The 14,181-nt window shown below is 41.0% G+C and carries 10 protein-coding genes; 7 read left to right on the top strand and 3 right to left on the bottom strand.

Features of this window, described 5'->3' with window-relative positions; genetic code table 11:
- Nucleotides 1–123: 123 nt before the first annotated feature.
- The 6 genes from ACFE93_RS31030 to ACFE93_RS31005 all read left to right on the top strand — a co-directional run bounded on the left by ACFE93_RS31030 (nucleotide 124) and on the right by ACFE93_RS31005 (nucleotide 8,035).
- Nucleotides 124–537 carry a GPW/gp25 family protein gene (locus ACFE93_RS31030; protein ID WP_292862988.1) on the top strand — a complete coding sequence of 138 codons (414 nt, stop codon included), beginning with the start codon at nucleotides 124–126 and terminating at the stop codon, nucleotides 535–537.
- Entirely contained in the window at nucleotides 534–2,738 is a 2,205-nt protein-coding gene (locus ACFE93_RS31025; RefSeq protein ID WP_375479393.1) for a putative baseplate assembly protein, read from the top strand. The genes ACFE93_RS31030 and ACFE93_RS31025 overlap by 4 nt, the downstream gene beginning before the upstream one ends.
- A 79-nt stretch (nucleotides 2,739–2,817) precedes the next feature.
- A complete protein-coding gene (locus ACFE93_RS31020; RefSeq protein WP_375479391.1) occupies nucleotides 2,818–3,852 on the top strand; it encodes a phage tail protein in 1,035 nt (344 codons plus the stop codon).
- A gap of 80 nt (nucleotides 3,853–3,932) precedes the next feature.
- Nucleotides 3,933–5,132 (top strand): DUF4159 domain-containing protein, encoded by a 1,200-nt coding sequence (locus tag ACFE93_RS31015; protein WP_375479389.1) that lies wholly within the window; start codon nucleotides 3,933–3,935, stop codon nucleotides 5,130–5,132.
- 996 nt (nucleotides 5,133–6,128) lie between these two features.
- Nucleotides 6,129–6,962 (top strand): toll/interleukin-1 receptor domain-containing protein, encoded by an 834-nt coding sequence (locus tag ACFE93_RS31010; protein WP_375479387.1) that lies wholly within the window; start codon nucleotides 6,129–6,131, stop codon nucleotides 6,960–6,962.
- A gap of 17 nt (nucleotides 6,963–6,979) precedes the next feature.
- Nucleotides 6,980–8,035: a hypothetical protein gene (locus ACFE93_RS31005; RefSeq protein WP_375479385.1), complete on the top strand. Its 1,056-nt coding sequence runs from the start codon at nucleotides 6,980–6,982 to the stop codon at nucleotides 8,033–8,035.
- A 349-nt stretch (nucleotides 8,036–8,384) separates the two neighbouring features.
- On the opposite strand, the gene ACFE93_RS31000 is transcribed toward ACFE93_RS31005, so the two are convergent.
- From ACFE93_RS31000 to serA, 3 genes are all read right to left on the bottom strand, one after another.
- Nucleotides 8,385–9,665, bottom strand: coding sequence for a hypothetical protein (locus tag ACFE93_RS31000; RefSeq protein WP_375479383.1), 1,281 nt, complete (start codon nucleotides 9,663–9,665; stop codon nucleotides 8,385–8,387).
- Between the two features lie 131 nt (nucleotides 9,666–9,796).
- On the bottom strand, nucleotides 9,797–10,717 hold the full coding sequence (prmA, locus tag ACFE93_RS30995) for a 50S ribosomal protein L11 methyltransferase (protein WP_375479381.1): 921 nt from the start codon (nucleotides 10,715–10,717) through the stop codon (nucleotides 9,797–9,799).
- Nucleotides 10,718–10,900: 183 nt separating this feature from the next.
- Nucleotides 10,901–12,481: a phosphoglycerate dehydrogenase gene (gene serA / locus ACFE93_RS30990; RefSeq protein WP_375479379.1), complete on the bottom strand. Its 1,581-nt coding sequence runs from the start codon at nucleotides 12,479–12,481 to the stop codon at nucleotides 10,901–10,903.
- A gap of 815 nt (nucleotides 12,482–13,296) precedes the next feature.
- On the opposite strand from serA, the gene ACFE93_RS30985 reads away from it, so the two are divergent.
- Nucleotides 13,297–14,079 carry a Uma2 family endonuclease gene (locus ACFE93_RS30985; RefSeq protein ID WP_375479377.1) on the top strand — a complete coding sequence of 261 codons (783 nt, stop codon included), beginning with the start codon at nucleotides 13,297–13,299 and terminating at the stop codon, nucleotides 14,077–14,079.
- Nucleotides 14,080–14,181: the final 102 nt, after the last annotated feature.

Here is a 14,181-nt window from a genome sequence, read left to right as displayed (position 1 = left end):
CTCCTGCCTCCTGCCCCCTCCCCCCTGCCTACCTCTTCAACCTCGACCTTTGGCGAATAGGCTTAAACTTTCTGTGCCGATATCTTTGAAGATATCCATGTAACAGCTGTCTAAGTGCCAGATATGGTTTATGGTGGTCAACGAGAGTATTTGGGAACAGGTTGGGCTTATCCACTGCATTTAAGTGTGCAAGGTGGGATACAACTTAGCCGTGAAGATCAAAAAGTTAAAGAATCTATTTGGATTATCCTTCGCACTGGAGTAGGTGAGCGGGTTTATCGACCAACATTTGGATCTCGCTTGTCAGAACTGGCGTTTGCAACCTTGAATAGCGAAACCTTGCTGCAAATTCGTCTTTATGTTTTGGAAGCGTTAGAAGTTTGGGAACCACGGATTATTGTTGATGAAATTCTCACCGATCCCGACCCTGTGCGTGGCAGAGTGGATATCATCATCAATTATCGACTCAAAGACAGTCCCGATATTTATAGCTTTGTTTATCCTTATTATTTGGTTTCAGCTGGGGAGGAATCGTGAACTTTGACTTTCTACCAAAATTACCTTCTTCCAACTTAGACGATCGCGCCTTTGATGACTTGGTAGACGAATGTATAATGCGTATTCCCCGCTACTGTCCAGAATGGACAGACCACAACCTTAGTGATCCAGGAATTACGCTAATTGAGTTATTTGCTTGGTTAACTGACCAGATGTTGCTCAGATTTAACCAAGTACCTCGAAAAAATTATGTAGCTTTCCTAGAATTACTGGGTATTCGTCTCCAGCCTCCCGCCCCAGCCCGCACGGAATTAACTTTTTATTTAAGCGCTGCACTACCTGAGACTTACATTATTCCGGCAGGATTAGAAGCTTCAACTATCCAAACTGAAACCACAGAAGCTATTACCTTTAGTACAGATTTTCCTCTAATTATCGGCAACCCGCGCATACAACACTTCTTAACTGCCCAAACCACCGAAGACATTCCCCAATCTTTGCGAGAAAGAGTCACAAGTACATGGACTCTTGAATCTAACGGTTTCTGGACAGGCAATGAACAATCGATATTTGAAGAGGAACCTCAGCCTGGTAACTGCTTTTATTTAGCGATCGCTTCTGATGATCCTTTAAATGGTAATGTTCTAGATATTACTTTCCAAGGAGCCGCAGCCACGCCTGCTGGTATTAACCCCAATCAACCGCCTCGGAAGTGGGAAGCCTGGGATGGAGAACATTGGCAACCAGTTTTATTCCAAGAGTCAGATGATGAAACTCGCGGCTTCAGTTTTTACGAACTCGCTGAACAGGGTGGTAATCCGTCTGAAGGGGCAGATGTGCGTCTGCATTTACCGCCAAATTGGCCTGTGACCAACTTTACCTCTTACCGGGGTCGTTGGCTACGTTGTAGCTTTATTACTACAGAAGCCAATCAATCTGGTTACAATCGTCCACCACGAATAACTGGTTTAGCAGTGCGGTCAATTGGCGGTACAGTTAGGGCTAGTCACAGTACCTTTATTGAAGATGAGCGCTTAGGAATTAGTGATGGTACACCCGGTCAGACTTTTGAATTACAAAGCGCACCAATTTTAGAACGCCGAGAAAATGAGTATATTCTAGTTACTCCTGCTGGTGGATTGCCTCAGAAGTGGACTGAAGTGAGAGATTTTGCTGATTCTGGCCCGCATAACTTTCATTACACCATTGATTCGCTGACTGGTACAATCCAATTTGGGCCGCTGATTCGAGAACCTAGCCAACTTAAACAGCATACCCAGATGCGAACGCGAATCCAGCAACCATCACTAGATGACACATCTTTACAATTTAGTACCCTGGAAAACAACCAGTCGGAACACCAGTACGGGGCGATTCCTCCCCGTGGTTCAGAGATTAGGATGGTTGCTTATCGTACAGGCGGTGGTAGAGAAGGCAATGTTCAAACTGGGGCAATCCAGTTTTTGAAGTCTGCATATCCTTATGTTGCTAGTGTAGTCAATCGTGTACCAGCAATCAATGGTGCGGATGCCGAATCGCTGGAACAGGCTGTGATGAAGGCTCCCCGCATCCTTCGCACCCGCGATCGCGCCGTCACTGCTGAAGATTTTGAAGTTTTAGCTCAACAAGCAGGGAATGGTGCGATCGCTCGTGTTCGCTGTTTGCCAGCGAATTCTCAAAGACAAGCTGGTATAGTTAGTTTACTGGTAGTTCCTTATGCCAATACAGATGCGATCGCCCAAGGTAATGGCATGACACCAGAAGATTTTGCCCTCAGTAATGCACTCCAAGAGCAAATTTTAAGTTACTTAGATGAAAGACGGTTATTAGGGGTACAAATAGAATTAGAAGAACCAAATTACGTAGGTGTTTCTGTACAGACAGAAATTGCTTTAGAGCCAGCATACAACAACCCTTTTGCCAGCGAGGAAGTTCGCCGGAATTTAAGGCGATCGCTGTATAAATATTTAAATCCATTAACTGGAGGAATCGACGGCAAAGGTTGGCCCTTTGGGCGACCCGTTTATACATCAGATATTGTGGCATTGCTGCAACAAACCCCAGGCGTGCGTCATTTAGGCCCCGTCTTGCTGTTTCCCATCCGCAAGCAAGGAGAAAATTGGCGACGACAACCATCGCCAGAACAATTGATCGATCCAGGATCGGAAGGTTTGATATGTTCCTGGGCTGATACAAATCTGCGTTCAAATCATGACATCCAGATAATTCGTAATTCGTAATTCGTAATTCGTAATTTGTTATTTGTCATTGGTCATTTGTCATTGGTCAGTAGTTATTCTTCCCCCAATCCCTAATCCTATGGTTCAAAGTCGCTCTAGTCCAGCTGTAAGCATTCAATTAACGCCAATGCAAATTCCCGAAGCTTTACCTGTGGCAGGTTTAGCGTTTGCAAATGCAGAAAACATGGATGTAGCTGGACGTAGTTTGCTCTTGCATCCTGGACATCCCAGCGAGATGATTGTGCAAGTGCAAAACTTAGAACAGCGTCCTTTGCAGGTAAGTTTAAGCGTTGAAGGAAACTTTCCAACTGAATGGTGTCAGATTGGCACAGAAGGCAGTGAAATACCTCCTCGTGGACAAATGGATGCTGTCCTCTACTTCTCAATTCCCGACACATTTTTTGAAGACCAAGAAGCGATTTCTCCTGAAAAAAAAGACAAACTAACTCTCAATTTTCGCAGCTTAGTTACCCTACATATAGACCCAGGCACGGACAACGAACAAATTGAGAGAAGCGAGTATTTCGATTTATATATCCGTCCCTACACTGCCTACATGGAATTCTTGCCAATTTTGTATCGGGAAGTGGATTTTATTGGTCGCTTCATGAAGATATTTGAGCAAGCTTTTCAACCAATAGTTGATAGTTACAATGTCATGTGGGCAAACCTCGATCCTTTGACAGCACCGCAAGCATTACTACCCTTTATGGCTCATTGGGTTGCTTGGCAAGTAGATTCTGTTTGGGATCTCCAGCAACAACGGCGTTTAATTCGCCGAGCTGTAGAACTTTATCGCTGGCGAGGAACTCGTAAAGGATTGCGTCTCTACTTGCACCTTTATACTGGTTTACCGTTAGACGAAGATTTACCTAATGAAGCTGATAAACACATTAGTATTACAGAACCTTTTGGCCCAAGTTTCATTATCGGAGATGCACAATTAGGAAATGCAGTTTTAGCAGGCGGACAACCATATCATTTTATAGTACGTTTGCGCTCAAATATTTCTAGTGGCATTATCAACGAACAACTTATTCAAAGAATAATAGAACAAGAAAAACCTGCTTTTTGCACCTATGAATTATCTATCGAAAATCCTTCTAGCCAATAAAATTTTAAACTTCTTCTCTCTGCACCTCTGCCTAAGCTTTTCTTAATTTTGAATTTTGAATTTTGAATTTTGAATTATTTATGTCCCATCCTTTCCCACCTCCACCAATAAAATCTTTTGAACGCCTGCAAGCCGCAGACGGGTTACTAATCAATGCGGAACGCTGGCGCACAGCCCATGATTACCACCGTAATCGGCAAAATGCTCAATATCAAAGTTTAAATCAACCAGGAATTGTCTGCGGTTTAGGCGTGCGAGATGTGACTGCTCCAAGCCAAGTTGAAGCTAGATATCGAGATGGACGTTGGGTACAAATTCAACCTGGTATTGCAATTGACTTAGCAGGTAATCTAATTGTTGTACCAACTTCTTATGATTTTCCTATCGATCTAGAAGTAGTAAGTTCTGAACCGCTGATGATCTACTTAGTAGTTAGCTATGTAGATCCTGATGAATTGCGGCGTGGACAGCAAAGAGATGTTGTTCAAGAAACTTATCGAATTGACCAAATAAACTCTACACCAGCCAGTTCAGAAATAGAAATATGTCGAATACTCCTACAACCAGGACATACTGACATTACCCAACCTGCGGATGCTTTCTTTCCTGGATATAACAATATTGATTTGCGTTATCGCCGTCAGGCACAAATGCGTCCCCAAGCACTTGTATGTATGGCGCAGGCGAATCATAGCGATCCCGAATGTGCGCGTAATTTTTTCAGCCTTTCGTATTTGTTACAAGCAGTAGAACCTTTATACCCAAGTTTGCGAGGGGCTGATGAACCAGGTCAGGTTTCTTTAGCAGAAAATATTCAAGACTATGACATACTTTATTTAACAGGTGGACAGGCTATTTCTTTAAATAGTCTCGAATTTGAATCCCTAAAAACTTACTTAAATTTAGGTGGTGTACTTTTAGTTGATGCACCAACAAATGCTAATCCTCTGATTGAGAGTACTCAAGCCTTAGCACAACAGTTAGAGAGTCCTTTAAGACCTTTAGAAGAATTGCAACGCAGTCATCCTTTAAGGACAAAACCTTTCTTATTTGCTGCCTTGCCAATGGTTAATCAACAGCAGATTAAGCTGTTAATCGGTGGAGGAATTATTCTAGCAATTGGAGATTTAGCAACAGCTTGGGGATTGGATAGAGATTTGAGTTTACCCAGATTAACCATTCGTACAGCTCAGGAATTAGGAATTAATATTCTTCACTATGCTTGGAAGCGGCGACAGTTAATAGGTTTGCAACAAGAGGATAATTCAGGGCAGTGGTAGGGTAGGCATTGTGTTGAGGAAGCGGACGTGGTTGCAGTCATTACAGCCTGTCAAAGCTAGTATCCAGCAGGGCTGTCATGCTGAATTTTATCCTTTGAAACTTCAGCCACGAATGGTGTCAGGTTCTAGGTAAAGGTAGTTTTGGCAACACCTCCCACCTGGTTAAAGACTGCGATGATTCGGCTCATAAGTGAGTTCGGAGCATCCCACTTTTTTGCATATCATTGCGAGCGAAACGAACGCGAGTGCGTCTCTTAGAGTTGCAATCGCAAAATCTTCAACTAAGAGCGATTCCATGCGATTGCTTGTCTGCAACACGCACTTGCGTTCGTCGTTCCTCCTCTCTACGAGAGGCACTCGCGTTCGCAATCACAGTTATTCTCTCATTGCAAAATAAAAACTGGGATGCACCCAGTGAGTTTATTTACCTACCCCGTTACAATTAAAGTAACAGTGAGATTTTCTGAATCGCACAAAAGCTTGATATATAAAGGTTTTTCGTAGGTTCGACCGCTCAGACTTCTTGCGAATTATTGGTTTGTCCAAAAATATTCACTTCTTAATTTGGCATTTTATATGGAATTACGATTTTTACTTTTGTAGGTTTATCTATGCTGGAACTAAATACATGAATACCAAAGTAACTAAAGAAATGCATATAGGACTCCTGTCTGATTTCTGAACAAGATTTCAAATGAAACCCTGATAAAATGGGCTTTTCAGTCTCAGTATATTTTCAAAAATTAAATCGGAGTCCTATATAAGCATTACGGATGACTTGAAAAGGCGATTCTATGCCACCTGTATCATGCAAGATAAGAAAATGAGCCAAGTAATCATTGAGCTAATCGAGCAATGGCTAGAGAGTAACCAATCTCGCCAAACTGGGCAAACAAAGAGGTAAAAATCTAATAGCGAACTGATTATCTTGCTATTCAAACCAGTTGAGTCAAAAAACCTTGTGAATTCCTATAATCAGCCGTAACCAAAAAAGTTATGTCCATATCCCTACCATCCACTGAGTCTATAGAAGTTTTCTTTTCCTACGCTCATAAAGACGAAGAATTCAAAAACGAATTAGTGAAGCACCTGAGCATTTTGAAGCGGCAAGGTGTAATTACAGCTTGGCATGACCGAGAGATTACTGCCGGAACAGAATGGGCTAGTGAAATTGATAAACACTTGAATAAAGCCCGCATCATTCTGTTGCTTATTAGTTCGGATTTTTTAGCTTCAGATTATTGCTATGAAATTGAACTTGTAAGAGCGATGGAACGACACGCAAGTGGAGAAGCTTGCGTTATTCCCGTTATTCTCCGAGAAGTTGATTGGAGGGGCGCAGTGTTTGGCAAGCTTCAAGCCCTGCCCAAAAATGCTGACCCTGTAGTTAATTGGGTAAATCGTGATCAGGCGTTTGCAGATGTTGCTAGAGGAATTCGTAAAGCAGTTGAAGAGCTAAAACAACAGCCAACCCCCCCAGCTATTTCACAGTTTAGCTTTTCTTCTATTGAAATTGAGCAAGAACTAATTGAGCAAGAACTAAACGAATCTGATCTAGAAATATTTACGGAACTATTAATACGTAGTGGACGTGTAGAATACTCAGCACGAAAAGCATTGTGCATCAAAATTGGAATTGAACCAAATCAACTTACATTTTTAAGACAATCTACTGACACTGACTTTGCCTTAGAGCTAATTAATTATTTGCATAGTATAGATGACAAACAGGCTCTTTGTAAAATCTGCAAGGAACTAGAGGTTGTCTTTAAAAGAGGTAAGTACTCGGCTGATTTGGAAAATATAAAATCAAAACTAAATTGTAAATAGTCTAGGAATTTAAAAATATGTCAGAAGAATTAAACCAAGATGACCTAGAGTCATTAGTAAACTTATTACTCATTAGCTCGAAAGTAAAAGCACGAGAAGCACTATGTATAAGAATTGGAATAAGCTACTACAGGCAACTTGGATTTATAAATGATCCTTCAGAAGAGAGCTTCGCTATAAATCTAATTAACCATTTAAATGATGTAGGAAATACAAAGGCTATTTGTCAGATATGTTGTAAGGAACTAGTACCTATTTTCAAAGGAGGACAACGTGAATCTATTTTAAAGAAAATTTCAGTTAAACTTAATTGTAATGAGGAGTATTATCATAATTTTCCTGATAATAAACAGCCTCCCTCTCCACCGTCTAGTACTGCTCCTGAGTTCAATGTTAATTTACCCAATCAACTAAAAGAATCAAAATCTCAATCACTGTTTACGAGCATTACTCAGCACAAAAATATATTGTTGGCAGTTGTCACAATTTTTGCGTTTGGTTTTGGAGTATATCCAGCTTATGAATATCTTAAACAACCATCTCAATTAGTAGAGGCTAATAGGCTCAAACAAACAGCCCTACTTGTTAGGTCTAAAGCTAAAGGAGATATAGGAAAGTATCAGGAAAACGTAGTACCACTTGAACCAACAGATGTAAACCTTCGTAATTTTATTGTTGAAGCCCAGTTTCATAACCCTTATGATGGTGCAATGAATAATTTTACTTATGGTTTTGCATTTAAAGAAAATACAACTAAAAAACTTAATGATCCTCAACGAAAATCTTTTGATATATGGATTAGCTCGATTGGAAATAAATGGAATTTTAGAGCAACAAGCATAGTTTTAGAAGATAAATTATCAAATCTTAATTATTCAGATAATGGTTCAAATAAATTAAATTTAACTGTCAAAGGTCAAAAAGCTAATTTTTTTGTTAATGATAAATATATTACAAGCTTTGATATTTCCGAATTCACCAATAAGGGAGATATTTTTTTAATAGCGAAAGATGGTATAAGTGGCAAAGTAGTCCAATATGAAAACCTTAAAGTTTGGTCTTTAGATAACTGATATGGCAATCCTTCTGCTTTTACCCATAAATTGGACAATAAAACATGCGATATACTTCAATACGGTTCAGTTAAGGGTTATTGGTGTAGATGATTGGTCTTTCAATATGCGATAAATCGCGTCTCTACATCTGGGTTTTGGGCTTATTGGAACTGTATTGCGATATACTTCACAACTATGACTTAAAGTAAAATATTGTCGTTTTTGAATGAATAAAGTTGCCATTACGGTGGCTGAAAAGATTATTATTCCAATTTTTTTAATTAGTTAACGAAGCGACGACAGCTAGTAAGCTAGATATTGCTCACGGGGTTGTTCTCCGTCTAAAAATGTCTTTAATTTTGAATTGTTAATTATTTTGCTTGCTTAAGATCGCAGTATTATTTTTGTCGTGTTCAAGTTCTCTCATTAGAGAATCAAAACCACTGGTATTGTTTCCACTTTGGGCAAATAAAGACCGAATTTTATTGATTATTGCACTCATGCTGTTAGAGAAAAATCGACCTAGATTATTAACAAAATTTTTCAGTTTCTCAAATATCCCAACCTCTACAGTGGAGTATTTATTGACAATTGGATATACAATTTTTCCTTTTTCTGTTTGATAGTATTCTTGTTCAGGCATCAACATTGATGTGAGTGGTTGCACCTGTTTTGCCATATCAGCTTCGGTTCGTTTATTGCTGAGGAATAAAATATCATAAATTTTTCCATTCCAGCTAGCCCAATAATGGTTTTGGAAAAACCATCGTTTCCCGTCATCACAATTAGGCTTTTTCCCTTGGTATGGGGTAGCTCCAGCTTCACTCAAAAAAGGTTTGGCGATACTTTCAATTGTTATTTTTTCAATCCCAAAATATTCTTCTGCAACTTTTTTAAAAGCACGGGCTAATGTCTGACAATCTCCTTCTGGAGAACCTTTTAAGAGCGTTTCTGGACTCTTGCTCACCATTGTGTATTGAAATTGGATATTTACAAAATTTTTGAAAAGTTGTTCCAGGATTTTATCTTGTGGTAATGTGTCATCTATGCCATTTACTAGTGTTTTGGCTAGCGAGTATTCTTGTAAAAATTTTTGTTTTTTATCTGCTGAGTTATTTGCTGTTAATATTCCTTCAGACTTTGCTTGTTCGTTCTTATTAGCTGGTAGAGTTGTCTGCTGTGCGTCCTGGTTTTCCGAAGTAGCTCTATTAATTTGGTTAACTACAGAAGTAGCGACTCTATCCGCCTCTTGTTCGTATCGATCTCCTGATTGACCAATAGTCAGTTTTGGCTGTATTTCTCCTATTGACAGGCTATCAGCACGTTTTATCGCCATTTTGCTCAGGTGATGACCAAATTGTGAAGAGTGTTCCTTTCCTTGCTGCAACGACTCATTCATTTTTGTTTGCAATACTGTGAGTCGCTCTTTTCCTTCTGGCGTTATAGTGCCATGCTTGGCTTGTATTTGGAGTTTTGTTGCCTCAAACTGATATTGTTGAAATTTCTGATTTTCTACCTTTGCCTGTACTATAGGCTTGTTGGAGCCAAGTTGAGAGTGGTTAGTTAACAGATGCAATCGCAACTGACTTTGCTCTGACGAATAAGCGGATGAGTCAGCTTTTTTGTGGATTTGTAGCCGTTCTTTCATCGCTAGTTTTAAAAGTCAATAGTGGGTAATCTATATATTATGTCACTTACTTAAAAATCCCCGACAACTTTTAAGAAGTTGGGGATCTAATTGTTTACGAATGATTTAGGATTGTGATAATTTCTACCGAATTAAGAACGCCGTACATTTAAGCAACACCATTCTTTGCGTTTCCACAGAGTAGCGACGACCCAACCATTTTCTTCTAAAGCGTCAGCAACAGCTTTAGATTGTTCCAGTAAAATTCCACTGAAGATTGCCCAAGTTTCAGGTTTAGCGATCGCACTCATTTCTGGAATCAATTCAATAATCACATGAGCTAAAATATTGCAGACAATACCATCCACTGGGCTTTCAATTAGTTTTGTCAAAACGTCTACACTTCCCTGTGCAGGTAGTAAACGTTCTGAGCTAATGTCGTTCAGGGCACCATTGCTGATCGTTGATTGCACCGCTAAAGGGTCAGTATCTACTGCATAGACTTTCTCTGCACCCAATAGCAGCGCCCCAATGGAAAGGATACCAGAACCACAGCCTATATCCGCGATTACCAAATGCTCATGTTTACCACTATTACCCACAAAGGACTGCGGAACTCCACTTAGCCGCATTTCCAGGGATTCTAAACATAGCTGAGTAGTGGCATGGTTGCCTGTTCCAAATGCTACACCAGGGTCAAGACGAATCACTAACCGTTCGGTTGTTTCTGGTAATGGTAGCCACGCTGGATTGATTAGGAAGCGATCGCCTATTTCTTGCGGATGCCAATATTGTTTCCAGCTAGTCGCCCAATCTTCCTCATCAATCAATTGCCATTGTAGTGAAGGAGATGAAACTCCTACACAGAGGGCATCTTGACGCAGCCACAGCGACAGCGCTGCCAAATCTAGTAGCTGTGTTTGAATTGTCGGCAGATAAGCCCTGACTAAAGATGAATTTCCTTTATTTTCACTAGCTGTACCACGACAGCCAAAATCTTCCAGTCGCCAAAAGATCGTATCTTCTAGGTCTGATTCGCATAAAATATTTAGTTCCCACCAGGTGTTTGCCATTTTTGAGTGCTGAGTCGTGAGTGCTGTTAGCGGATAGCTAGGGTTTAGCCCATGCTGAGTTTGAGGGAGTTAGGAGTTAGAAGTTAGAAGTTAGAGTTAGGAGTTTTGCTTTTTAACTTTTAACTCCTTACTACTCACTCCTAACTTTTATTCACTCAGCACTCGTTACTCAGCACTCAGCACTCATAGTGTTACTGTATACGCATCCCGAATACCAGGGACTTTTATAATTTCATTCAAAATGCCCTCTGGTAAAGGGTCATCTATACTCAGAGCCATGACGGCATCACCACGGACGATTTTACGACCGACTTGCATACTGGCAATATTCACATTAAAACTGCCGAGTAGGGAACCAAGTTTGCCGATAATCCCCGGCATATCGCGGTGCAGGGTAAACAACATATATTTGCTGGGTGGGACGTTAATTGGGAAACCGTCAACGTCGGTGAGGTGGATTTCCCGCTCACCTAACAAAGCACCTGTAACAGAATGAGTACCTAAAGTACCCGTGGCTTCTAGATGCAGTGTGCCGGCATAATCTCGAATGGAAGCATCGCGGGTTTCAATCACCCGAATCCCGCGTTCTTTGGCTTCTATGCTGGCATTTACGTAATTTACTCGTTCCCGCAAAGCTTGGTAAAGTAGTCCTTTGAGGGCAGCGACGATTAAAGGCTGACTTTTGTTGGTTGCGAGTTCCCCTTGCAGTCGAATATTGAGTACTTCTACCCTTCCACCAGCTAGTTGTCCCACTAGATTACCTAGAGTTTCTGCTAGTTGCATATAGGGTTTGAGTTCTTCCAACACATCGGGGCCGAGTCCGGGAATGTTGACGGCTGAACGTGCTGGTAGTCCTAAAAGGACATCGCGAATTTGTTCGGCAACATCAATAGCCACATTCACTTGAGCTTCTGCGGTAGAGGCTCCCAAGTGGGGAGTAAGGATGATTTCTTTACCTAGCGATCGCAATTCCGATTCACCCAGTGGTTCTGACTCGAACACATCCAAGGCTGCACCCCCGATTTTACCTGCTTTCAGAGCTGCTGCTAAAGCTACTTCATCAATGATCCCACCACGAGCGCAGTTGATAATCCGCGCTGTGGGTTTCATTTTTGCCAGGGTTGTGGCATTGATTAAGTGAGTAGTTTCTGGGGTTTTCGGGATGTGGAGGGTGATATAGTCTGCTTGCTGGAAGAGTAAATCTAGCTCTACCAACTGACAGCCAATTTGTTCGGCTCGTTCTGTAGAAATAAAAGGGTCATAAGCTAGGAGTTTCATCCCCATTGTCCTAGCTACAGCGGCAACATGGGAACCAATTTTACCCAAACCGACAACGCCGAGAGTTTTTTTGTATACTTCCGCACCAACAAAACTATTGCGATCCCACGCACCGCGTTTCACCGAAGCGTTAGCATCGGGAATGTGGCGAGATAAAGCCAAAATCATCGCTAGCGCGTGTTCGGCGGCGGCAATTGTATTTCCCTCTGGAGAATTGACTACCACAATTCCCCGGCGTGTGGCAGCGGGAACATCCACATTATCCACACCCACACCAGCACGACCGATGATTTTTAGTTGGGTGCCGGCTTCAATGATTTCTTGAGTGACGCGCGTACCAGAGCGAATCATCAGCGCGTCATACTCACCAATAATTGCGATCAGTTCTGCTGGTTTTAGACCTAGTTTGACATCAACGGTAGCAACTTGCGAAAGAATGTCAATTCCAGCTTGGTCAATCGAATCAGAGACAAGAACCTTAGACATGATTACTTCATTTAAAGCTACAGGTTTTGCTACACAAGACTTTTTAGTTTAGTCTTTATCTGTCGCAATTCAGCAAAAATTATTCGTTTGAATATCAACTTAACCTTTACTTACACTACGTGCTGATAGTATCGAAGCGTGAATTGCTCCCGATGGGCACTGCTTTCTAAGTTTTTGAACATAAGTTAGCTGTTTGCACCACCCTGTCGCTAAATATAAAGCATTAATAGCACTAAGCACCGATATATTTATTAATAGTTAAGAGTTACCAAAATTTTATCGGCTGAAGTAACTTCCTTGGTGGGGTAGAAACGCTTGTATGCTTGACTGGGCTGCAATTTTAGTTAAGGCAATGCTATACACAACCAGGAAATGAGCTAGTAACTAATATATCTGTCGAATCTTGTCTGTTTGTCAATACCACAAGTGGTATCCCTTAGTCAAAGCAAAACATTGGCTCGTCAAGATCATCGGATTGTGACAGTTAGAATTTAGGCATCAAATAAATTTTATTGCTCATGATTCCGGTAGATTGAAGATTGTTTAGTAGTTAAAAACTATCAATTAGTGTCAGTAGAGTACTTAATATACAGTAGTAAACTAGTAATTTGTCAAGCTAATTTTGAGAGTTTGTAGTAAGCACTTTAGTGCTTAAAAAACCAGAACTAAAGTCCTGACTACGAACTCGTTCATGCCTTGTGATTAATGAGGCAGACTACTAATGACATTGCAAGGGGAGAAATCGCTATAATTTTGTTGAGCCAAATAGAGCCAAAATAGAGCCAAATATCCTTTGATTTTTGGGAAAACCAGCCATGTTAGAGTACAACTTGCCAAGGTACTTGCCCTCAGCCGAGGAACTACCAGACTCTGATGAAACGCCTGTGGATAATGAATTGCAAGAATTGATACCAGGCTTGTTAAAAGCGATCCTGCTGATACTTTGGTCAGAACGCATGGACTGGTTGTTTGCGATAGATATGGGTATTTATTATCACCCCGATAAACCGCCAATTGTGCCAGATGGGTTTTTGAGCTTAGGAGTAGAGCGGTTTTATGATGAGGAGCTGCGTCCTAGTTATGTGCTGTGGGATGAAAATGTTGTACCGATTTTCGTCCTAGAAGTAGTTTCCCAAAATTATCGCAAGGAATACACTACTAAATTGGATGAATATGAGGCTTTAGGTGTACTTTATTACGTGATTTATTCCTCTCGTCGCCGCCGCAAACCGCATCTGGAAGTACATAAGTTAGTTAATGGTAAGTATGAATTGCAAGAGGGAAACCCCGTTTGGCTACCAGAAATTGGACTGGGAATTGGTTGCGAAAGGGGAAATTATTGTGGTGTAACGCGGGAATGGATGTATTGGTATGATGAGCAAGGACAACGGTATCTCACGCCCGCAGAACAAGTAAAACAAGAGACACTACGCGCTCAACAAGAAGCGCAACGCGCTCAACAAGAGACACTACGCGCTCAACAAGAAGCGCAACGCGCTCAACAAGAATCACAACGCGCTGATGTTGCAGAACAACGGGTTCAACAGTTGGCAAAACAATTAAGAGCGCTCGGAATAGATCCAGATAATCTAACTTAACTGAAATATTTTGCAATATTTTTAACAAAACCTAATTTTTAAGTTTTGTTAAATACAGCAGATTATAAGTTAATGAAGTACAAAAATACCCCTCCCTAACCC

Origin of the sequence: uncultured Nostoc sp., assembly GCF_964247315.1 — a bacterium.
In the GTDB taxonomy this organism is placed as follows: Bacteria; Cyanobacteriota; Cyanobacteriia; order Cyanobacteriales; family Nostocaceae; genus Nostoc.
The sequence above is the reverse complement of the archived record's forward strand: the minus strand, read 5'-3'. Positions and strand labels throughout refer to the sequence as shown.

Excerpts from the sequence above, each read along its gene's own strand:
- ACFE93_RS31030 (WP_292862988.1), top strand. The coding sequence starts at position 124 with ATGGTTTATGGTGGTCAACGAGAGTATTTGGGAACAGGTTGGGCTTAT.
- ACFE93_RS31020 (WP_375479391.1), top strand. The coding sequence starts at position 2,818 with ATGGTTCAAAGTCGCTCTAGTCCAGCTGTAAGCATTCAATTAACGCCA.
- ACFE93_RS31015 (WP_375479389.1), top strand. The coding sequence starts at position 3,933 with ATGTCCCATCCTTTCCCACCTCCACCAATAAAATCTTTTGAACGCCTG.
- ACFE93_RS31010 (WP_375479387.1), top strand. The coding sequence starts at position 6,129 with ATGTCCATATCCCTACCATCCACTGAGTCTATAGAAGTTTTCTTTTCC.
- ACFE93_RS31005 (WP_375479385.1), top strand. The coding sequence starts at position 6,980 with ATGTCAGAAGAATTAAACCAAGATGACCTAGAGTCATTAGTAAACTTA.
- ACFE93_RS31000 (WP_375479383.1), bottom strand. The coding sequence starts at position 9,665 with ATGAAAGAACGGCTACAAATCCACAAAAAAGCTGACTCATCCGCTTAT.
- prmA (WP_375479381.1), bottom strand. The coding sequence starts at position 10,717 with ATGGCAAACACCTGGTGGGAACTAAATATTTTATGCGAATCAGACCTA.
- serA (WP_375479379.1), bottom strand. The coding sequence starts at position 12,481 with ATGTCTAAGGTTCTTGTCTCTGATTCGATTGACCAAGCTGGAATTGAC.
- ACFE93_RS30985 (WP_375479377.1), top strand. The coding sequence starts at position 13,297 with ATGTTAGAGTACAACTTGCCAAGGTACTTGCCCTCAGCCGAGGAACTA.